This window comes from Thermodesulfobacteriota bacterium (assembly GCA_040753795.1).
GTDB lineage: Bacteria > Desulfobacterota > Desulfobacteria > Desulfobacterales > Desulfosudaceae > JBFMDX01.
The window spans coordinates 42,401-62,457 of record JBFMDX010000012.1; the positions used below are offsets into that span (position 1 = coordinate 42,401).

At 52.7% G+C, this 20,057-nt stretch carries 20 protein-coding genes and 2 tRNA genes; 14 read left to right on the forward strand and 8 right to left on the reverse strand.

The annotated features are described in order from the left end of the window. Window positions 1-17 precede the first annotated feature (17 nt). The 3 genes from AB1724_13805 to AB1724_13815 form a co-directional block, all read right to left on the reverse strand. Window positions 18-380 carry a hypothetical protein gene (locus AB1724_13805; protein ID MEW6078886.1) on the reverse strand — a complete coding sequence of 121 codons (363 nt, stop codon included), beginning with the start codon at window positions 378-380 and terminating at the stop codon, window positions 18-20. A 171-nt stretch (window positions 381-551) separates the two neighbouring features. Beyond that, on the reverse strand, window positions 552-1,958 hold the full coding sequence (locus AB1724_13810) for a sigma-54 dependent transcriptional regulator (protein MEW6078887.1): 1,407 nt from the start codon (window positions 1,956-1,958) through the stop codon (window positions 552-554). Beyond that, on the reverse strand, window positions 1,955-3,529 hold the full coding sequence (locus AB1724_13815) for an ATP-binding protein (GenBank protein MEW6078888.1): 1,575 nt from the start codon (window positions 3,527-3,529) through the stop codon (window positions 1,955-1,957). Before AB1724_13815 ends, AB1724_13810 begins: the two co-directional genes overlap by 4 nt. A gap of 114 nt (window positions 3,530-3,643) precedes the next feature. On the opposite strand from AB1724_13815, the gene AB1724_13820 reads away from it, so the two are divergent. Beyond that, complete coding sequence (locus tag AB1724_13820; protein ID MEW6078889.1) at window positions 3,644-4,681, forward strand: nitronate monooxygenase; 1,038 nt, start codon at window positions 3,644-3,646, stop codon at window positions 4,679-4,681. A gap of 12 nt (window positions 4,682-4,693) precedes the next feature. Beyond that, window positions 4,694-5,626, forward strand: coding sequence for a tetratricopeptide repeat protein (locus AB1724_13825; protein ID MEW6078890.1), 933 nt, complete (start codon window positions 4,694-4,696; stop codon window positions 5,624-5,626). A 10-nt stretch (window positions 5,627-5,636) separates the two neighbouring features. Here the strand turns inward: AB1724_13825 and AB1724_13830 are convergent, their stop codons facing one another. The 3 genes from AB1724_13830 to AB1724_13840 all read right to left on the reverse strand — a co-directional run bounded on the left by AB1724_13830 (window position 5,637) and on the right by AB1724_13840 (window position 7,911). Then, on the reverse strand, window positions 5,637-6,812 hold the full coding sequence (locus AB1724_13830) for a serine hydrolase domain-containing protein (GenBank protein MEW6078891.1): 1,176 nt from the start codon (window positions 6,810-6,812) through the stop codon (window positions 5,637-5,639). A gap of 29 nt (window positions 6,813-6,841) precedes the next feature. Continuing rightward, the gene (locus AB1724_13835; GenBank protein ID MEW6078892.1) at window positions 6,842-7,279 is read right to left on the reverse strand and encodes a hypothetical protein; all 438 of its coding nucleotides are present in this window, start codon (window positions 7,277-7,279) and stop codon (window positions 6,842-6,844) included. Between the two features lie 65 nt (window positions 7,280-7,344). Then, the gene (locus tag AB1724_13840) at window positions 7,345-7,911 is read right to left on the reverse strand and encodes a hypothetical protein (GenBank protein MEW6078893.1); all 567 of its coding nucleotides are present in this window, start codon (window positions 7,909-7,911) and stop codon (window positions 7,345-7,347) included. 308 nt (window positions 7,912-8,219) lie between these two features. On the opposite strand from AB1724_13840, the gene AB1724_13845 reads away from it, so the two are divergent. Genes AB1724_13845 through AB1724_13860 form a run of 4 tightly spaced genes read left to right on the forward strand, consistent with a single transcriptional unit; the run spans window position 8,220 to window position 11,262 of the window. Then, entirely contained in the window at window positions 8,220-9,158 is a 939-nt protein-coding gene (locus tag AB1724_13845; protein MEW6078894.1) for a zinc ABC transporter substrate-binding protein, read from the forward strand. A 10-nt stretch (window positions 9,159-9,168) separates the two neighbouring features. Continuing rightward, window positions 9,169-9,948 carry an ABC transporter ATP-binding protein gene (locus tag AB1724_13850; GenBank protein MEW6078895.1) on the forward strand — a complete coding sequence of 260 codons (780 nt, stop codon included), beginning with the start codon at window positions 9,169-9,171 and terminating at the stop codon, window positions 9,946-9,948. A 5-nt stretch (window positions 9,949-9,953) separates the two neighbouring features. Continuing rightward, the gene (locus AB1724_13855) at window positions 9,954-10,826 is read left to right on the forward strand and encodes a metal ABC transporter permease (protein MEW6078896.1); all 873 of its coding nucleotides are present in this window, start codon (window positions 9,954-9,956) and stop codon (window positions 10,824-10,826) included. Between the two features lie 7 nt (window positions 10,827-10,833). Continuing rightward, window positions 10,834-11,262 (forward strand): Fur family transcriptional regulator, encoded by a 429-nt coding sequence (locus tag AB1724_13860; GenBank protein MEW6078897.1) that lies wholly within the window; start codon window positions 10,834-10,836, stop codon window positions 11,260-11,262. 74 nt (window positions 11,263-11,336) lie between these two features. On the opposite strand, the gene AB1724_13865 is transcribed toward AB1724_13860, so the two are convergent. Beyond that, a tRNA-Arg gene (locus tag AB1724_13865) sits at window positions 11,337-11,413 on the reverse strand. Between the two features lie 144 nt (window positions 11,414-11,557). On the opposite strand from AB1724_13865, the gene tadA reads away from it, so the two are divergent. From tadA to AB1724_13900, 7 genes are all read left to right on the forward strand, one after another. After that, window positions 11,558-12,022 carry a tRNA adenosine(34) deaminase TadA gene (gene tadA / locus AB1724_13870; GenBank protein MEW6078898.1) on the forward strand — a complete coding sequence of 155 codons (465 nt, stop codon included), beginning with the start codon at window positions 11,558-11,560 and terminating at the stop codon, window positions 12,020-12,022. Between the two features lie 28 nt (window positions 12,023-12,050). Further along, window positions 12,051-13,331 (forward strand): adenylosuccinate synthase, encoded by a 1,281-nt coding sequence (locus AB1724_13875; GenBank protein MEW6078899.1) that lies wholly within the window; start codon window positions 12,051-12,053, stop codon window positions 13,329-13,331. Between the two features lie 72 nt (window positions 13,332-13,403). Continuing rightward, window positions 13,404-13,480 (forward strand) — tRNA-Pro (locus tag AB1724_13880). Window positions 13,481-13,509: 29 nt separating this feature from the next. Further along, window positions 13,510-14,223 carry a hypothetical protein gene (locus tag AB1724_13885; protein MEW6078900.1) on the forward strand — a complete coding sequence of 238 codons (714 nt, stop codon included), beginning with the start codon at window positions 13,510-13,512 and terminating at the stop codon, window positions 14,221-14,223. Between the two features lie 222 nt (window positions 14,224-14,445). Next, entirely contained in the window at window positions 14,446-15,705 is a 1,260-nt protein-coding gene (locus AB1724_13890; GenBank protein ID MEW6078901.1) for a hypothetical protein, read from the forward strand. 26 nt (window positions 15,706-15,731) lie between these two features. Then, window positions 15,732-17,090, forward strand: a complete 1,359-nt coding sequence (gene glmM, locus AB1724_13895; GenBank protein MEW6078902.1) for a phosphoglucosamine mutase — start codon at window positions 15,732-15,734, stop codon at window positions 17,088-17,090. Between the two features lie 10 nt (window positions 17,091-17,100). Then, complete coding sequence (locus tag AB1724_13900; protein MEW6078903.1) at window positions 17,101-18,678, forward strand: MBL fold metallo-hydrolase; 1,578 nt, start codon at window positions 17,101-17,103, stop codon at window positions 18,676-18,678. Between the two features lie 108 nt (window positions 18,679-18,786). Here AB1724_13900 and AB1724_13905 read toward each other — a convergent pair whose 3' ends face one another. Further along, window positions 18,787-19,512: a Bax inhibitor-1/YccA family protein gene (locus AB1724_13905; GenBank protein MEW6078904.1), complete on the reverse strand. Its 726-nt coding sequence runs from the start codon at window positions 19,510-19,512 to the stop codon at window positions 18,787-18,789. 170 nt (window positions 19,513-19,682) lie between these two features. Between AB1724_13905 and AB1724_13910 the strand changes: the two genes are divergently transcribed. Then, on the forward strand, window positions 19,683-19,940 hold the full coding sequence (locus AB1724_13910; GenBank protein ID MEW6078905.1) for a hypothetical protein: 258 nt from the start codon (window positions 19,683-19,685) through the stop codon (window positions 19,938-19,940). Window positions 19,941-20,057 lie beyond the last annotated feature (117 nt).

Consider the following 20,057-nt stretch of genomic DNA (forward strand, 5'->3'; position numbering starts at 1 on the left):
TGTTGCGGTTTTTAAAATCAGAAAGAATATTTCTGCTGCCGGCGGGTCTGGTCCTGGCCTTTCATGATCTGATCATAAGCGGCGTTAACCTTTTCCACGATACCCGCTTCGCTTTTTGAAAACTCCTTCCGGTTCCACAGATACAGCAGATACTGATGAAGATTCTTTATGATGAAGAAGATGACCGGCAGGTTGAACACGGACTTCATGATCCCGCCGATATCCTCTGGTTGAAGGATGACTTTGAACTCCCAGTTGACCGGATCCTGCATGCTGCCGATAACCATGATATTGCCGGTTTCAGGATCTTTGAGCGTTTTATAATGCCGGAAATCCATATAGATTTCGGTTTTGCCGAGACCTCTTGACCAGAGCTTCACAGCGCCTCCTTCGATTATGACGGGGGAAAATAAGAGATTGTTTATAAAATGTAACTGATTTAGACCGATCAGTCAAGCAAAAAAAACCCGTCAGCGGCTTTCTATTATTGAAGACTTACAGGAAGAAGGTGAACTGGGAAGAAACTGGGAAGTAACGAGAGGCCTTTCCGATTATTCCGTTTCTTCAATGCCGTACTCCTTGATTTTTGCCAGCAGCGAGGGGTGGCTGATTTCAAGGAGTTTTGATGCCCGGGTCCGGTTACCGCCCGTCTGGCGCAGCGCTTTCTGGATGAGAATTTTCTCGACCTTCTTCTGTGCGGTTTTGATGGAGTATCCTTCCAGCAGGCCACTATTCCCGTTGATGCTGCCGGCGCCATGCGCAAGACTGATAGCGGGAGGCAAATTAATCGGTTCGATATGCCGGCTTTCCGCCAGCACCACGGCGTGCTCAATGGCGTTTTCCAGTTCCCGCACGTTACCGGGCCAGTTGTGGCGCATCAGGCATGACATGGCCGCCGGGGAAACCTCCTCCACGGACTGATTCAGCTTCCGGTTGAACTTTTCAATAAAGGAACGGCACAGATAGGGGATGTCGTCGGTCCGCTCGCGCAGGGGCGGTATATGGATGTGAAGTACATTCAGCCGGTAAAACAGGTCTTCGCGGAATTTCCCCCGGGCGACTTCTTCCTCCAGGTTCTTGGAGGTAGCCGCAACGGTCCGGATATCAATAATGCGGGTTTCGGAAGAGCCGACCGGTTTAATCTCATTGTCCTGCAGCAGTCTCAACAGCTTGACCTGGAGGGAGATCGGCAGTTCACCGATTTCGTCAAGGAAAAGCGTTCCTCTGTCCGCTGTTTCACATATGCCGATTTTGTTTTTATCCGCTCCGGTAAAAGCGCCTTTGACATGTCCGAACAGTTCGCTTTCCAGCAGATTTTCCGGAATGCCGCCGCAGTTGATCGGTACAAATTCGTTTTTTGATCGGTTGCTGTTAAAATGAAGGCTCCTGGCGACCAGTTCCTTCCCGGTGCCGCTTTCTCCGGTTATCAATACGGTAGTGTCGTATGCCGCGACTTTGGATATCAACTCCACGACCGACCGCATGGCGCTGCTTTTGGCGACCATATTGCCGAAGGTATAGGTATTTCCGATTTCCGCCAGCTGCTTTTTCAGGCGAAGATTTTCCTTCTTAAGCCGCTCCCGTTCATGGGCTTTTTTCAGGGTCAGAATCACTTCGTCGGGCTTGAACGGCTTGGAGATATAATCATAGGCCCCCCGTTTCATGGATTCCAGTGCCGCGTCCATGTTGCCGTAGGCGGACATCATGATGACGGTGGTGTCCTGGAGGATGGAAGCAGACTGCTCCAGAAAGGCCATACCGTCCATACGGGGCATTTTGATATCGCACAGGATAAAATTGTAATGATTGTGAGTTGCCATCAACAGCGCTTTCTCGCCGTTTTCAGCCATATCCACCTTATATCCCTCACGGGTAAGGAGCGCCGACAGCATGTGACGCATGTTTTCTTCGTCGTCAACCACCAGTATACGATTGTCGGGTTTATCATTGGCATTCATGGAAGCACACTCCTGTTATCCCGGTCCGCGACGGTCGTCAGCGGCAGATGGATGGTGAAGGTGGTGCCTTCCCCCGTCCTGCTGTCAACACTGATCCGGCCACCCATGCTGTCGATGATCATGTAACAGACATAAAGGCCCAGACCGGTCCCCAGGCCTGGCTCTTTGGTGGTATAAAACGGATCAAAAACAACGCCCAGATTCTTTTCGTCGATGCCGGCACCGTTATCGACGATGTCAATCTTGAGGCAATCTTCTTGACCGTCGTTACCGCCTGTAATGGAGGTCCTGATGATGATGAAGCCGTTGCCGGTATTCCTGGCGGAAAGAGCGTCGGCAGCATTCAGGATCAGGTTGACAAAGACCTGCCGCAGCTTATCCGGGACGGCGGCAACCGTGTCGCGGCCGGCGTTGAATTCATACTGCCGGTTGATATAACGCATGACCGGTTGAACTTCCAGCAGGTCCATGGTCTCCCGTATCATTTGATGAACAGACACCGATTCCGTGGCGTCTTTCCCCGATGGCCTTGAAAAATCGAGCAGTTCCCGGATGATCTTATTGATTTTGTGGATTTCGTTCAGACAGCGCTGAACATAGTCTTTCTTGTCCGCATCAGAGATATCCTGGCGGATCAGCATGCCCAGGTACCCGAGGACAATGCCGATGGGGTTACCGATTTCATGGGCCAGGCCGGCGGACAGCCTGCCGACTGACGCCAGTTTTTCAGCACGAATCAATTCGTTCTGACGCTCCCTGATTTCCCGGTTGGCTTTTTCCAGACTGGTCAGGGAATTTTCCAGGCGATGTTTGTCTTCTCCAATCCGTTCCAGCATCCGGTTCAGGGAAGCGGAAAGCCTTCTGAATTCATTCTGACCCCGGGGGTAGAAAAGATCCAGGCGATCCGTCGGCTGATAACCTTCCGCCCGTTTTACCAGGCTGTTGATGGGCCTGATGGTAAGGCGACCGAGGGCGTATGTACCCAGAATCGTCAGAACCAGAATATTGATTAGCGTATAGAAAAGGATATAAATCTGGTTCCTTCGCTGTTGTATGTAAAACGGCAGCAGGTCGACGGCACTGCTGACGGCCGCTGATATCTCCCCGGATGCCGTGCGTGCAGGCGTTGACACTACCAGATAACGATGCCGGACGAAGAATACGCCCCAGGTCCTGCCGTGAAAAGATGTCCGGCTTTCTCCGGAAACCAGTGTCTGCAATGCTCCGTTGACCAGGACATCAAGCAACTCTTCGTGCTCCCTGTCATCAGCTACAAAGTACGGGAAGCCACCGGATGTAATGACGGCTATGGCGGCGATGTCGGTGATCGCTGATATTTCCTTCAGGTAGCGATCCGTGGAGGGGGGCAGGGGCAGAAGATCCCGCTGGCCATTGGCGTCAAGTGAACTTTCGAGAAAAATCGCCAGTATCTGGTTGTCTTTTGACTTTTTGTCGATATAATCTTTCTGGCCGGTTGACACAAAAACAAAGTTAATTAAAATAACAATCGCCATCAATAAAAGCGCGATGTTGACGGCAATGACTGTTTTCAGGCTCTGTTCGTTCAGCAACCGTTTACCCTTTATCTGGAGTCATGTCGGAAGAGCGTTTGATCATCTCATTTATAACCGTTGTTATCATAAAACATTCGCAAAAACAATGACCCGGCGGAGAAAGGAGCTGCTATGAAGACCGCGATTACGGAAATGTTCGAATGTAAATATCCGGTCTGGCTGTCGGGCATGACCGGTATCAGCACGCCGGAACTGGTCAGTGCCGTCAACAACGCCGGGGGACTGGGGATACTGGCGACGGCTGATCTGACCACGGATCAAACCCGGGAGGCCATCCGCAAGATCAGGCAACTGACCGACAGGCCCTTTGGCGCCAACGTGCCGTTGATCATCCCGGGATCGGCCGAAAAAGCCAAAATATTATTCGACGAAAGAGTGCCGGTGGTAAACTACACCCTGGGAAGCGGGGATCGGCTGATTGAGGAGGTCCACCGTTACGGCGGAAAGACGGTGGCCACGGTGACGACGGAAAAGCACGCGCTTTCAGCACAGAAGCATGGGGCTGACGCGCTGATCATCACCGGTCATGAAGCCGCCGCACATGGCGGGCTGATCACTTCCATGGTCCTGATCCCGAGTATCGCCGATGTGGTGGATATCCCGATTATCGCGGCCGGCGGATTCGCCGACGGAAGAGGCCTGGCGGCGGCACTGGCCCTGGGGGCGGATGGTATCGCCATGGGCACCCGTTTCATGAATACCAGAGAAAGTCCCGCCCACCAGAACATGAAGGCCATGAGCAATCAGAAAAAAGCCCATGAAACCGTTTATTCCGACAAGATTGACGGATTGCCCTGCCGCGCGATTGATTCTGCCGGATCCCGGCAGCTGATAAACGATAAACTTTTTATCCTCAAGGCCCTGGGCAATTCCCGCTATGCCGCCAGAACGTACGGTTTCCCCTGGATCAAGGCCATGGCCGGGATTTTACTGGCCGGTTACAGCCGCTCCCGGCAGCTGGCGCGCATGTCAAATGCCTTCAGGGCCGTCAAGCTGGCCATTGATGACGGCGACCGGGACCGAGGCGTGTTCCTGATGGGGCAGGTGACCGGGATCATCCATGATACGCCGTCCGTGAAAGAAGTCATGGATGCTGTCATCGGAGAGGCGGTGGCGGCTCATCAAAAGGCCGCCGGAAAGATTCTGTGAAGGAATACGTTTATGAGACGTCGAGGTTATTTGTCTTTTATCTGTACGGTGATTGCCCTGATGATCCTGTCCGGCTGCGTCGCCTCGCGGAACCTTTCCAGGGGAGTGGATCATATGCGGTCCGGAAAATTTGACGAGGCCATTGAGTCGTTTTCCCGCTCCCTGGAGGCGAATCCGGATTTTTCCGAAGCCTATTATCACCGGGGGAATGCCTATGCGATGAAAAAAGAGTTTGATAATGCCACTACCGATTTTACCCGCGCAATAGCGTTGAACCCGGTTTACGAGGATGCCTATATGGCCAGGGCCGTGGCCCTTATTGAAAAGGGCGATCAGGCGATGGCCATGCCGGATTTATACAAAGTCATTGAACTTCGTCCCGATCGAACTGAAGCCTACGTGATTAGAGGACGATTGTTTCAGAAACAGGGAGATGCCAAGAACGCCCTGGCGGATTATACCCTGGCGATCAAAAAAGGAACCGGAAATGATTATCAGGGGTATCTGTACCGGGGCATATTGTTGAAGGAGCAGGGGGAGGCGGCGCTGGCGTTAGCGGATTTTTCCAAAGCGCTCACCATCAATCCCAACGACCCGGGCGCTTATATCCAACGGGCCGAAATCTGGTTAAGTCAGAAGAAATATGATGAGGCGATTGAAGATTGCCGCCAGGCTCTCCGCATTTATCCGCTGGCGGTCCTGGCGTTCAGAATCCGCGGGGACGCGTTGATGGGAAAGCAGGACTATGATCTGGCGCTCTGGAACTACAGTGAAGCGATTGATATTTATCCCAATGACGCTTCCTTTTATGCCAGAAGGGGGGACGCCTGGAAAAAGACAGGCAACAAGGCCGCCGCATGCAAGGATTTTGCCATGGCCTGCAAACTGGAGGATTGCCGCAAAATGGACTTCTGGAAATGGAAGGACCGGAACTGCGGCAAATGAAACAAACCCGTCACAGGCACTGATAAGTCGCATTGATAATGGATTTTGCCCTGGGATCAATCAGGATAAAGGTGTCCATTTTATTAACCACGTAACCGAAGCCGAGCTGTCGTTCCGGATCCGCGAACCCAAGGCAACCGCCGGCGCCGGGATGACCGAAGCTTTTCCGGCCCGGTCCGAAATTCCCTGACGGATTGTCCTGATTCATCATGAAACCCAGGCTGAAACGGGTCGGCAGTTGCAGCACCGCGTCCCGCCCGGCGGATTCTTCCTGTGAACAGCGGTCAATCATGGCCGGAGACAGGATTTCCCTGCTCCCGTTCTTGCCGCCGCAAGCCAGAACGCCGTAGACACGGGCCAGTGCCCGGGCGGTGCTCTGTCCATTGGCGGCCGGTATCTCCGCGCTGCGCCATGACCGCGTATTCACGCCGGTGACAATGGTCCAGGGATTGGAAAACGCGCAGGCCGTCGGTCCCCGGGGATTTTTCACTATGGCTCCGGCAAGACGCGCGGCGTCCGCGTGCAGGGTCGGAAAGCGGAGCATGATCATGGTGGCGGAACGGCGATGTTCCGATGGATCCAGGCCGATATGGAGATCCAGCCCCAGGGGGCCGGTCACTTCCTGTTTTAAATACTGCCCGACCGTCAATCCGGTAATGCGCCGGATGACATGTCCCACCAGCCACCCGTAGGTCAGCGCGTGATACCCGAGGGTTTGTCCAGGAGGCCACCAGGGGGAATGGGCGGCCAGGACGCTGGTCATCGTATCCCAGTCGTAAAGCGCCTTTCCGGGCAGGCGGGATCGGACCGCCACCATGCCGGCGGTGTGATTGAGCAGCATTCTGACGGTTATGGCGTCTTTGCCGGCCCGGCCAAAATCCGGCCAGTATCGGGTCACCGGCGCGTCCAGGTCCAGGCGGCCCTCATCAGCCAGACGCAGGGCGCACAGGGCGGTTATGCCTTTGGTGGCGGAATAAATATTGGCCAGGGTATCTTCCCGCCAGGGGCGTTGTTTCGAAAAATCCGTAAAGCCGCCCCAGATATCGACCACGGTTTTACCGGCCACCGTCAGGGCCAGCGCGGCGCCGGTCTCTTTTTTCCGCCGGAAATTATCAATAAACGCCTGTTTGACACTTTCAAACGCCGCGTCACAAAAACCATGAACGACCACATCCGTCTGTTTCAAACCGGAATCCTCGCAGGCAACTGATGAGATTAAGTTGACAGTTCATTGCCGTGCTGGCTGATGAATCGCTCCAGCTGGGCTTTCTGCATGGGCAGGACTTTTTTAAAAGCAATGCACAGATTTCTGACTTTGCCGTTTAACCCGGGCAGATCGGCGATTTCAAAGTCCTGAACAATCTGGAAGGGAATTTTATCGACGATGATCCCCTCTCCGGGGAACATGATGGACAGGGTATCCACCTTGCGAAGAATTTTGTTGTTTTTTTCCACGTAATGCATTGCCAGGCCCTTCATGCCGATATTTTTAATCGGGCCCAGCGTAAGATAGGACGACTTCCCGAACCCGAACAAGGAAGGCTTGGAAACCAGCACGTAGGCGCCGTCCACCAGAAACCGTTTCCAGCGGCGCCGTTCCCTTGATTTCTGACCATCGATATAAACTTCACCGGCATTTTCATGTATCTGCATGGCAGGTCTCCTTCGTAACGATTCAACCCGGGCCCCGGTTTCGGCTCCCGGCCGGCATGAGGCGATTACTGCTTCAAGGTGTCAAAACGACGATCGACAATATTCTGGACAACCATCATCTGATTATATTGAGCCGGAGCCAGTGATTGAATCATATCATTGATGATCTGCTGGGCAATCAGAATTTTGCTGACTTTATCCTCAGCCCAGTCGCTAATGTTGTCAGCGCTTAACTGACCGCCATCCGTCGTGGCCAGCAACTCGGCCGGTGCGGTCGCATTCAGCTCGGAGGTGATGATGTCAAACGCCTCTTCGATACTTTTTCGATCTTTCTCGGGAAGCTGTTGAATCATTTCGGCAAAAAGCTGTTGCGAGGAGATGATCTGGTCTATTTCCTCCCGGGTCAGGGGACCGAAGGTCTTCTCGATCATTTGACGCACTTCACCCTTCTGCTCCTCTGTCAATTGATCATAGTTCTCACCCACCAGGGAATCCAGGACTACATTCAGCACGATACCGGTCTGACCGGTAATTTTGTCCAGTTCCGCGTCGGTGATCACATGGGCGGCAAAAAGAGGGGTGGACAGGAAGACAACAAGGCTGATGAGGAAAGCGGGAGTTCGTCTGTTCATTTTTTTGATCCTTGATAAAAAACAGGTTTAAAAAAAATATTATTTTTATTTTATTCGTTCTTCATCTTGCAGTCAAACTTTTTGGAATCCGCGGGCGGCTAAAAAGGCAGTGAGACCAGGCAAGACAACAGGACAGTTAAAAACTATTGTGGAACAGACATGATGATGCTACTGTGTTGCATCCGTATTATAGAATGGGCTGTAAGCGAATATTTTTTTTGATTGTAAGGGGTTATAATTTTAACGCCGTTCGCGACCAGATAAAGATCGCGAACCGCTTTGCATGGTAACAAAAGGGACCGAGCGGCATGACACAGAATAAACATAACAGAAGGAGGGCCCTGCTTGCCATTCCGCTGCTGGTAATCACACTCCTTGCTCTGGCGGTTGGCTGTCCTGATGATTTAAATGCCGTGGACAGGATTCCGGTGTGTGTCAGTATCGTGCCGCAAGCCTATTTCGTGCAACAGATTGGCATGGACATGGTGAACATTCAGGTGATGGTTCCGCCGGGCGCCAGTCCGGAAACCTATGAGCCCCGACCGGCTCAAATGAAAGACCTGGGTGACGCCCGACTGTACTTTTCCCTCGGGGTGCCGTTTGAAACGGTCTGGTTAAACAAGATAGTCTCAATGAATCCGGACATAAAAATTGTCAGAACGGATAAAGGAATCCAAAAAAGGACGATGGAAGCCCATGCCTGCGGCGAATCCTCCCGGGATCTCCATCACCATCATGATTCCGTCTCCATCCCGGAAAACAGTGCCGATCCCCACATCTGGCTTTCACCGGCGCTGGTTATGAGCCAGGCCGGAATGATTCTGCGCGGGCTGCAGGAGGCGGATCCGGACCGGCGGGAGGCCTATGAAAAAAACTACCGGACGTTTATGCTACGGCTGCAGGACCTGGATACCCTCCTGAAACAATTGTTTGCCGACAGCCGGGGGAGCCGCTTCATGGTGCTTCATCCGGCCTGGGGATACTTTGCCGATGACTATGGCCTGATTCAGATCCCGGTGGAAGTGGAAGGCAAAGCGCCCAAACCGGCGCAATTGAAACAAATCATCGATTTTGCCCGGCAGCACTCCCTGAACGTTATGCTGGTACAACCCCAGTCCACCGCGAACTGGGTCAAGCAGGTGGCCGATGCCATTCATGGACAAGTCGTCTACGCCGACCCGTTGGCACCGGACTGGGAAAAAAATCTGACGGACGTGGCCGCCAAAATTAAAACCGCCTTGAGATAAAGACCTTCCCATGGATCCCGTCATTGTTGATATTCAAAACGTTTCTTTTACGTATAATGGATCACCCGTGATCGAAGACGTCTGCCTGACGATCCGGGAGAAGGATTTTGTCGCCATAACCGGTCCCAATGGCGGCGGCAAGACGACCCTGTTAAAACTGATGCTGGGCCTGCTGCAGCCGGACCAGGGAACCATCCGTGTCCTTGGCGGCCCTCCGCAACAATACTCCCATCATATCGGCTATGTTCCCCAGAACGTGAATATCAACCCGGATTTCCCCATCACGGTGATGGATATCGTACTCATGGGGAAACTGGCTCCCCGGCGAAAACGATTCGGTACGGCCGACCGCTACCGGCGGGACGCCCTGGACGCTCTGGAGAAAATGGACATGCTTACCGTTGCCGACAGGCGCATCGGTGAGCTTTCCGGAGGACAGCGGCAGCGGATTTTTATCGCCCGCGCGCTGGTTACCAATCCCAGGCTGCTGCTTCTGGACGAACCGACCGCCAGCATTGATTCAAAAGGGCAGAGCGATTTTTACCGTCTGCTGGAAACACTAAACCGGGATATCCCGGTTGTCGTGGTCAGCCACGATCTGCTGATGATCACCCCCTATATGAAATCCGTTGCCTGCGTAAATCGACGTCTGCATTATCATCAGGAGTCGGAAATAACCGGTGAAACCATAAAAAACTTCTGCCCCTGCACGGTGGAGGATATTTGCCCGGTCGGTCTGGTCACCCCCACGCGATCCTGCACCTCCCGCCGAACCAATCGGAAAGAGTAGCTTATATGATTGAACTGCTGCAGTATGAATTCATGCGCAATGCCCTGCTGGCCGGACTGCTGGCCAGTGTGATCTGCGGCGTGATGGGCACCCTGGTGGTGACCAACCGCATCGTTTTCCTGTCCGGCGGCATCGCCCACGCCGCTTACGGCGGTATCGGCATGTCCGTTTACTTTCACTGGCCTTACCTGGCCGGAGCTTCCGGTTTTTCCGTCGTCGCCGCGTGGCTCATGGCCGCCGTCAGCATGAAAAACAAACACCGCGCCGACACCGTCATCGGCGTCATCTGGGCCATGGGAATGGCCACCGGAATCATTTTTCTGGACCTTTCCCCGGGATACAACGTGGATTTGATAGCTTACCTGTTCGGAAGCATCATCGCCGTGCCGGATTTCCATTTGTGGATCATGCTGGTGATGGCCGGCGTCATCGTGGGACTGGTGTTTTTTTTCTACAACGACTTTCTGGCCTTATCCTATGATGAAGAGTTCGCGAAAATCCGCGGCGTACCCACGGGAGTGCTTTATATCCTGATGATTGTCATGCTGGCCGTAACCGTTGTCATGGTGATTCAGATCGTCGGGCTGATCCTGGTCATCGCCCTGCTGACGATTCCGCCGTATATTGTGGAGAAACGCGTCAACTCACTGGCGCGGATGATGATCGGCGCCAGCCTTCTGGGCGCCGTATTCACCGTGACCGGGTTATGGATATCCTGCGTTTATAATCTGACTTCCGGTGCCGCCATTATCATGGTGGCCGGGACTGTGTTTTTCGTGACCACGGGCATTGACCGCGTTACCGGACGATATAAACGGAAAAAAGCGCCTCCCGAACCGGAACATTGCGGTCTGACGCCGATCAACCACAACAAATGAGACGACCATGTGTAACCAATGCGACTACGCGGCCTTGCTGGAGAGTGCCGGACTGCAGTCGACCGACAATCGCCTGCAGGTCATGGAAGTGATCGGCAGCAACCACTATCCATTATCCGCCGCCGATATTTATCACACCCTGGAACGCCATTCCGCCATCAACCGGGTCACGGTTTACCGGATTCTGGATCTGCTGGTGGACAACGGGTTGGTCGAACGGCTCAGTACCGGCGGCCGGTCATTTTATTACGGCCTGGCCCCGAATCCCCATCACCGGCCCCATGCCCATTTTTACTGCAAAAAATGCGGCCAGATGGAATGCCTCAACCCGGACAGCCTGACGGTCGATACCAGCCCCCTGGGAAAAATTTTCCCCGGCCGGATCGACAAGGTGGAAATCCGCGTCGACGGCGTCTGCAAGAATTGCCTGAAATGATTTTTATCCGGATCGGCCTTTCCCCCCGAAAAATACAAAAGGCTTTCAGCCTGTCTGAAAGCCTTTTGCGTATCTGGCGCGCCCGGCCCGATTCGAACGGGCGACCGACGGATTCGTAGTCCGGTACTCTATCCAGCTGAGCTACGGGCGCAGTTTACTGCTTTTGCGTTGAAGTCGTTTCTAAATGATAGTAGGGATAATGTCAACAAGAAGTTGCGGAAGTAGCGATGAACTGAAAAATATCCGCATTGTACCGGAATTTTTTAATAATACCCTGACTGGCTGGTGACGGACAATGGTTTTTCCCATATCGGATCATGAGAAGTTTATGAGGATGGCCATCGGCCAGGCCGAAAACGCCCGGGACCGGGGCGAGGTTCCGGTGGGCGCCGTTCTGGTGTCGGAAGACGGAGAGGTTCTCGCGACCGCCTTCAATCAGCCGATTTCCCGGTGTGATCCCACGGCCCATGCCGAAATTATGGTTTTGCGCGAAGGCGCCCGCAGGATGGAAAATTACCGTTTGTTAAACACCACGCTCTATGTTACCATCGAACCCTGTTTGATGTGCATGGGCGCGATCATTCACGCCAGGATAAAAACAGTCGTGTTCGGCGCCGCAGACCCCAGGTGGGGAGCGGCCGGATCATTATATAACTTTGCGGAGAACAACCGGTTGAATCATCACCCTGAAATTGTTTCAGGTGTTTGCGAAGCAACGTGCCGTCAACTGATACAGTCTTTTTTCAGTGCCAGGCGATAATCATGAATGGGAAGCGGGAGAGTCTGACGTGGCGAATATCGTAGTTCTGGGGACGCAGTGGGGGGATGAAGGCAAAGGCAAAGTCGTGGATATGCTGGCGGCCCATGCCGATCTGGTGGTGAGGTTCCAGGGAGGCAATAACGCCGGGCACACGCTGGTGGTGGATGGCCAGGAATTTATCAGTCATCTGATCCCCTCCGGCATTCTTCAGGGAAAGAAATGCCTGATCGGAAACGGCGTGGTGGTCGATCCGGCGGTCCTGACAAAAGAGATCGACGGATTGAGAAGCAGGGGCATTACCATTTCCCCGGACAATTTTTTTATCAGCCGGAACGCCCATATTATCATGCCCTATCACAAGACCATCGATGCCGCCCGCGAGAAAAGCCAGCGGATCGGTACTACCGGCCGCGGCATCGGCCCCTGTTATGAAGACAAGGTGGGAAGGGTAGGGCTCCGCTTCGTGGACATGCTGACCACCGGCGGATGGCGGGAAAGAATCATTCAGCGGGTAGAAGAGAAAAATATCTATCTGGATAAAATGTTCGGCCTGCCGCCCCTGGATATGGAAGCCGTCATCGAGGAGTATTCCGGCTACGCCGAAACACTGACGCCTTATGTGGCCAACGTTTCCAAGATGATCGCGGACGCCAATGCCGACAGAAAGCACGTTCTTTTTGAAGGCGCCCAGGGCACATACCTTGATGTCGATCACGGGACATATCCGTTTGTCACTTCCTCCAACACGGTCGCCGGGAACGCCTGCTGCGGGACCGGCATCGGCCCTACCGGCATAACCGGTGTTCTCGGGATAGTGAAGGCATATACCACAAGGGTGGGGGAAGGGCCGTTCCCCACGGAGTTGTTTGATGAAACGGGTGAATACCTGCAAAAAAAAGGGAGCGAGTTCGGCGCCACCACCGGCAGAAAACGCCGCTGCGGCTGGCTGGATGTGGTCATGCTGAAGAATGCCGCCTTGCTCAATGGCCTGACCGGCCTGGCGGTCACCAAACTGGATATTTTAACCGGCTTGAAGACGATCGACGTATGCGTGGGGTACCAGTACAAGGGAGTCAAGCTCAATGATTTCCCGGCCGACCTGAACGTCCTGGCCGAATGCCGACCGGTTTATGAAACCATGGCCGGATGGTCCGAGGATATTTCCCAGGCCCGGTCACTGGACGAACTGCCGGAGAACGCCATCATCTACCTTAATTATATTGAAGAAATGGTCGGTGTGCCGGTTCAAATCGTGTCCGTGGGCGCCGGCAGAGGGAATACCATCGTCACCACCAATCCGTTTGGATAAAGTACAAAGTCCCTGATGTTTTCCATTGACAACCCTTGTGGCGTAAACTAAAAATACACAAAGTCGTAATGTCGGGACGTGGCTCAGTCTGGTAGAGCACAGCGTTCGGGACGCTGGGGTCGCAAGTTCAAATCTTGCCGTCCCGACCAAATCTACGAATTAAAAACGGAATGGAAGCATGGGAACGGATTTAACCCCCTATCGCATCGAGTACGAATTCAGCTTTAATGATCAGAGCCGCAAGGTCTTTCAAATCGAACTTGATGCCCGGACTATTTCCATTATCCATCCCCAGCCCAAGGACTTTCCCGCCTGGGCGGCACTGAATAACGAACAATGCGAATGCTGCCCGCTGACGCTGGAAGATACCGCTTATTGCCCGATCGCGCTGAACATGGCCGAACTGGTTGAGGAATTTAAAAGCGCTTTTTCCTATGACACCTGCCTGGTCTGCTGCAAAACGCCGGAGCGCACTTATCAGAAACAGACTTCCGTTCAGGAGGGGCTTTTCTCCATCATGGGCATCATCATGGCGACCAGTAATTGTCCCATCATGAACCTGTTTAAACCCATGGCCCGTTTTCACCTTCCTTTTTCGACCATACAGGAAACCATGGTGCGATCCGCTTCCATGTATCTGCTTCGTCAGTATTTTGTCTACAAACAGGGCCTGACCCCGGACCTGGATATGAAAAAACTTGATGAGCATTACGAAAATGTTCAAAAGGTCAACAAGGGGATTTTAGCCCGCATCGGAAGTGTCGCCGAAAAAGACGCGGACAAAAATGCCATCATCATTTTAAATTCCCTCGCTCAACTGTTCAACGTGGAAATCGACGATAACCTTACCTCCGTTTATTACCTTTTTGATCTGGACGTTACACCGTCATAGACAGATACTTTCGTTTGATGCCGGCTCCGTTGCCATAGCCTTACCGTTATGCAAGGCTCCTGTTTATATCACCACCTTTCCGTTTTATTTTTAAAACTCCCCCATATGGTGATTGAAAGACTGATCCTTCCTGTTGATGAAAAAGCATGCTGATTGATATATTGATAAATCTTCCATTCTTCATTAGAATAAAAAGGATTCATAAATTCATGGGGAGACGGTATGAAGGATCGTTCTGTAAAAATTGATCGCTTACTGGCCAAAGGCGTTTCCATCCCTTCCCCGGATAGTGTTGAAATCGGAGATGATGTTTCCAGTGACCGTATTTCAGGGGACGGGGTAACGATTCACGCCGGCTGTAAAATTTACGGAACGTCCACCTTTATCGGCCGTAACGTCACCATCGGCAGAGAAGGCCCGGCGACCATCGAAGACTGCCAGATCGGTCCGAAAGCCTATCTTGGCTCCGGATTTTTTTACAACGCCGTTTTTCTGGAAGGCGCCAGGGCCGGGTCCAACGCCCATGTCCGGGAAGGGACCATCATGGAAGAAGGCAGCAGTCTGGCCCATACGGTCGGGCTGAAGCAGACCATCCTTTTCCCTTACGCGACGCTGGGAAGCATGATCAATTTCTGTGACTGCCTTCTGGCCGGGGGTACGGGCAGCAAAGATCACAGCGAGGTGGGGAGTTCGTTTGTTCATTTTAATTACTCGCCTAACCAGGACAAGGCAACCCCGTCTCTTTTCGGCGATGTGCCCAGAGGCGTTATGCTCCGGCAGAGGCCGATATTCCTTGGCGGGCAGGGCGGAGCGGTGGGGCCCATTCGCCTGGGATTCGGGTCCGTCACGGCAGCCGGATCGATTTGCCGCAAGGATGAATCCGGCACGGGTAAGTTGATCATCGGAAAAACGCTGCAGGGCGGTTCCATGGAGTACACCCCCGGCATGTATGGCAACATCAACCGGATCGTGGCCAACAACATTAATTATATCGCCAACCTGGTGGCGCTGAACCGCTGGTATGAAGAAGTCCGGTCGCAGTTTGTCCATTCCAGGACATTTCCCGAGGCGCTGCTGTCCGGTCTGAAGGAAAAAATCCGCCTGGGCGTTGAAGAGCGCGTCAAACGTTTTGAAGAGTTATGCGACAAGATGCCTTTTTCCATTGCCATGATTAACCGCGGGAGCGACCGTCCATCCGTTCTGCTCGAGCAGAAGCAGGAGCTTTTTGCCAAAAAAGAAATCATCACCGAACTGCTTCTGCTGCTGTTTAAATCGGAAGGCGGTGATGAGCGCACCAAAAACGCCTTCCTCGAGGGGGTAAATCGCGCCCGGGAAGAGCAAAGCGTCAGTTATCTGGCGACAATCAAATCATTGCCCCAGGCAGATGTAAATGCCGGAACCGTCTGGTTGCGATCAATTGTGGACTTTGTCGTTGACCGTATCGGCGACGTACTGCCCTCATTCAACCTGATGTTAAATTAATCATTTATCCCGGAAAGAGAAAATCCATGGGAAGGCTTTTCGGCACGGATGGGATCAGGGGACAGGCCAACCGGTATCCCATGACAGCGGAAATGGCCGTGGCCGCGGGAAGGGCCATGGCCGTTTTTTTTAAAAAACCGGACAAATCCGGTCCGGTTACGGTTGTCATCGGCAAGGATACCCGGCAATCAGGCGATATGCTGGAAAGCGGTTTGTGCGCGGGGTTATGCGCCATGGAGGCGGACGTGTATCTGGCCGGAGTTTTTCCCACACCCGGGATCGCTTATCTGACCGTCTCAATGGGGGCCGATGCCGGCATTGTGGTGTCAGCGTCTCACAACCCGTTTATGGATAACGGTATCAAAATTTTTAACCGGGAAGGTCATAAGCTTTCCGTTCCCCAGGAAGCGGAGATTGAAACGCTTATCCTGTCCTGCCGGGAGTCTTCAGCGTCACCCGGTCAACCTGCCTGCGGAAGAATTCACCGGTTAAAGGACGCGGATATTCACTACGCCGATTTTTTAAAAAAATCCATGGCAGGGGAGGGCGCTTTGCCGCCTTTTCCAGACGGGATCAAACTGGTGATTGACTGCGCCAATGGCGCGGTCGGCGGCATTGCCAAAAGAATTTTTACCCGGGCCGTCATCTTATCCGCGGCTCCGGACGGGATGAATATCAATAACGGCTGCGGTTCAGAACACCCCGACAACCTTTGCCGGCAGGTGATAGAACAGCGGGCCGCCGCCGGATTTGCCTTTGACGGGGACGGGGACAGGGTAGTCGCGGTTGATGAAAACGGACACATCCTGTCCGGGGACCGGATACTGGCGATTTGCGCCGGGTATCTGAAGGAAAACGGCCGGCTTCGAAACAACACCGTGGTCAGTACCGTGATGAGCAATATCGGTTTGACCCGGGCCTTGCGGCAGATGGATATTGCCCATGTCACCACCGATGTGGGTGACCGCCATGTCCTGGAAACAATGCTTTCCCGGGGTTCCGCCCTGGGCGGAGAGGATTCCGGACACATTATCCTTTCCGATCACCAGACAACCGGAGACGGCCTGCTGACCGCCCTGATGATTTGCCATATCATGGCCGGGACCCATAAACCGCTGTCCGTGCTGGCCTCCACCATGACGGTTTGTCCCCAGGAACTGGTCAATGTCCCTGTACGGGAAAAACCGGACTTGCGAACTATCAAGGACGTGCGGAAAACCATTGCCGCGGTAGAAGCATCTCTTGGTGAGTCCGGAAGAGTCCTGGTCAGGTATTCCGGAACACAACCCCTGTGCCGGGTAATGGCGGAAGCGGCGACCGCCGAGGAGGCCAGAAGGGCCGTCATCGATATTGCCGAAGCCATCCGGCGTCATATTGGCGATTAGAGGAGATGTGATGAAAATTACCTTTCACGGCGCGGCCCGGGAAGTGACCGGATCAATGCATTTATTGCAGACCGATCATGACAATGTCCTGCTGGACTGCGGCCTTTTCCAGGGAAGAAGATCCGAGTCCTCGCGGAAAAACCGGACCGCGCCGTTTGACCCCGCCATCCTGACCAATATCGTCTTGTCGCACGCCCATATTGATCATTGCGGCAGAATCCCCATGATGGTCAAAGAAAAATTCAATGGCCGCATCATTTGTACCCGCGCGACAAAAGATGTCTGCGATTACATGCTGACGGACGCGGCCCATATCCAGGAGTCGGAAGCGGAATATTTGAACTACAAGGCGGTCAGAAACGCCATCCGTACAAATTTCTTTAAAAAACAGGGCAGGGAGGCATCGTTCCAGGAAATCAAAGACGCGACCCGGTTGCTGAAACGGGAAGGCGCACGACTTGACGCCGAACAGATCAACGCACTGGCAGCCCGGCTATACGTGCCGCTGGCAGATCCCTTGTACACCGTGGCTGACGCCGCCAGCGCGTTGCAGCATTTTGAAGGCATCCCCTACCGGACACCGGTTGACATCGGCAAAGACATGACGGTGACGTTTTATGAAGCCGGCCATATTCTGGGATCGGCGGTCAGTATCATCAAACTGCGTGACAAGGGCGTTCGAAAAACCATTTGTTTTACCGGTGATCTGGGACGATTCGGCAAGGCGATTATCCGGGACCCGAATCTTGATTTTGCTCCCGAAGACCGGGATATCGATTTACTGATCATTGAAAGCACTTATGGCGACAGGGAGCACGGGTCGGTCGCCGACCTGCCCGGGAGAATGAAGCAGGTGCTGTCGGAAACCCTTGATCGAAACGGCACCGTCATTATCCCCGCGTTTGCCTACGGCCGTACCCAGGAGATTCTCTACACGGTTCACGCGCTTTATGACAGGGGGGATGTCAAGCCGGTGGCCGTATATGTGGACAGCCCCCTGGCCAGTAAGCTGACACGGGTTTTCAGCGAACACCCCGAGGTGTATGACTGCGAAACGCATGAAACCTTTTTGAAGCGGGGGGACAACCCGTTTGACTTTGATATGGTCCATTTTGTGGAGTCCGTGGAAGAATCCATGGAAGTGATGAAAGAAAAAATTCCTCATATTGTTATTTCCGCGTCGGGAATGTGCGAATTCGGGCGCATCCTTCATCATCTGCGATACAAGATTCATAACCCGGCCAATACCATTTTAATCGTCGGCTATATGGCGGAAAACACCCTCGGGCGGCGGATACTGGTCGAAGGTGAAAAGTACCAACGGTCAGGTAAAAAGACGGACCCGCCGATTATGAAGATTTTCGGGAAAGAATATCCCCTGAAGGCCCACGTTACCGAGATTGACGGCTTCAGCGCGCATGCGGACAAGCATGAACTGACGCGATTTATCCGGGAGTCCAATCTGAATATTAAAAAAGCCGCTATTGTTCACGGTGAGATGGAACAGGCCCGGCCGTTTTCGGAAGAACTGCAGCGGATGGGAATAGAAACAACAATCCCGGCCATGGGGGAAACCATTATCATTTGATCTGTTCGGTTGAAGACAAATAATAACAACAATAAAACCCCTGACCCATTGGATCAGGGGTTTTATTTTATTTTACTGATAATACTATGTAAAATATAGTTGTTTGCTTTAGTCCCTGCTGGTTCCGAAAATTCGCAGCAGGAATAAAAACATATTGATGAAATCAAGGTAAAGGGACAGGGCACCCATGATGGCCCCTTTTCGAACCACGGCCGCGTCCAGTCCATCCGGCTGGGACAGGGCCATGATTTTCAGCTTCTGGGTGTCGTAAGCGGTAAGGCCCACAAAGACAAAGACGCCGATATAGCTGATGATCATGGACATTCCGGCGCTTTTCAGGAAGATATTGACAAGAGAAGCGATGATAATGCCAATCAACCCCATGAACATGAACTGTCCAACGCCCGTCAGGTCTTTTTTGGTGACCATGCCATAAACGCTGCAGGCGCCAAACGTCGCGGCGCAGATAAAAAACGTCGAGGCAATAGAAGAGAGCGTGTAAGCCATAAATATAAATGACAGCGTCACGCCGTTTAGAATGGCGTAAATTATAAAGAGTGCTGTGGCTGTACCGGACTCTATTTTCTGGATCCGGGCGGAAAGATAAAAGACCAGGCCCAGTTCCGCTATGATAAGGATGAAAAAGACCGGTTGGATGGACTGAAGAGCGGCAGGGTTGGAGACAATCATGTTCTCTATGATTCCGGCCACATAATAGGACATAAAACCGGTCAGGGCCAAACCGATGGCCATCCAGTTATATACGCTCTGGATAAAACTGTTCACTACAGTCCGGGCTTGTCCGGTTTCTCTGACCAAAACGGGATCCTTCATAACACTCCTCCAAATTTACAAGTTACTGTTATTATATGATTATTAACTCTAAGCAGACTCTCATGCATTTTTGGTTTAAACTTTTTGTATTTTATATTATAGTGCAAATAATAAAGTTTTCAACTAAAACCGGTCATAATCGCTACGAATTCAGATAAGAAGACTTTAATATGAAGCCTGATCAATTATACCATAACCTGAAAGAATCAGCGGAAAAAATCGGCATAACGGTCAAAGAGCATAACTTCCGTAACGCCGGGATCCATGTGTCCAGCGGGTTGTGCAAAATAAGGGACCACCAGTTTTTTATCATGGATAAGCGGTTGACGATTCGGGAAAAAATCGACACGCTGGCCGAGTGCTTAAGAGAGATGAACCTTGAATCGGTTTACATCGTTCCCGCCATAAGAGAACTTCTCAAAAAATAGTTTTGTTTTTGACTCAACAGGGCATGACCAGCCGGCCATGCCATTCCATTTGTTTTCAGGCCGATACCGTCTCCTTTTTATTTTATTCTAAAAGTTTACATAATATATCTTATCAGA

What these genes read in the sequence shown, in the direction of transcription:
- AB1724_13810 (MEW6078887.1), bottom strand. Translation starts at nt 1,958, where the DNA reads ATGAATGCCAATGATAAACCCGACAATCGTATACTGGTGGTTGACGAC.
- AB1724_13820 (MEW6078889.1), top strand. Translation starts at nt 3,644, where the DNA reads ATGAAGACCGCGATTACGGAAATGTTCGAATGTAAATATCCGGTCTGG.
- AB1724_13825 (MEW6078890.1), top strand. Translation starts at nt 4,694, where the DNA reads ATGAGACGTCGAGGTTATTTGTCTTTTATCTGTACGGTGATTGCCCTG.
- AB1724_13835 (MEW6078892.1), bottom strand. Translation starts at nt 7,279, where the DNA reads ATGCAGATACATGAAAATGCCGGTGAAGTTTATATCGATGGTCAGAAA.
- AB1724_13840 (MEW6078893.1), bottom strand. Translation starts at nt 7,911, where the DNA reads ATGAACAGACGAACTCCCGCTTTCCTCATCAGCCTTGTTGTCTTCCTG.
- AB1724_13845 (MEW6078894.1), top strand. Translation starts at nt 8,220, where the DNA reads ATGACACAGAATAAACATAACAGAAGGAGGGCCCTGCTTGCCATTCCG.
- AB1724_13850 (MEW6078895.1), top strand. Translation starts at nt 9,169, where the DNA reads ATGGATCCCGTCATTGTTGATATTCAAAACGTTTCTTTTACGTATAAT.
- AB1724_13855 (MEW6078896.1), top strand. Translation starts at nt 9,954, where the DNA reads ATGATTGAACTGCTGCAGTATGAATTCATGCGCAATGCCCTGCTGGCC.
- AB1724_13860 (MEW6078897.1), top strand. Translation starts at nt 10,834, where the DNA reads ATGTGTAACCAATGCGACTACGCGGCCTTGCTGGAGAGTGCCGGACTG.
- tadA (MEW6078898.1), top strand. Translation starts at nt 11,558, where the DNA reads ATGGTTTTTCCCATATCGGATCATGAGAAGTTTATGAGGATGGCCATC.
- AB1724_13885 (MEW6078900.1), top strand. Translation starts at nt 13,510, where the DNA reads ATGGGAACGGATTTAACCCCCTATCGCATCGAGTACGAATTCAGCTTT.
- AB1724_13890 (MEW6078901.1), top strand. Translation starts at nt 14,446, where the DNA reads ATGAAGGATCGTTCTGTAAAAATTGATCGCTTACTGGCCAAAGGCGTT.
- glmM (MEW6078902.1), top strand. Translation starts at nt 15,732, where the DNA reads ATGGGAAGGCTTTTCGGCACGGATGGGATCAGGGGACAGGCCAACCGG.
- AB1724_13900 (MEW6078903.1), top strand. Translation starts at nt 17,101, where the DNA reads ATGAAAATTACCTTTCACGGCGCGGCCCGGGAAGTGACCGGATCAATG.
- AB1724_13905 (MEW6078904.1), bottom strand. Translation starts at nt 19,512, where the DNA reads ATGAAGGATCCCGTTTTGGTCAGAGAAACCGGACAAGCCCGGACTGTA.
- AB1724_13910 (MEW6078905.1), top strand. Translation starts at nt 19,683, where the DNA reads ATGAAGCCTGATCAATTATACCATAACCTGAAAGAATCAGCGGAAAAA.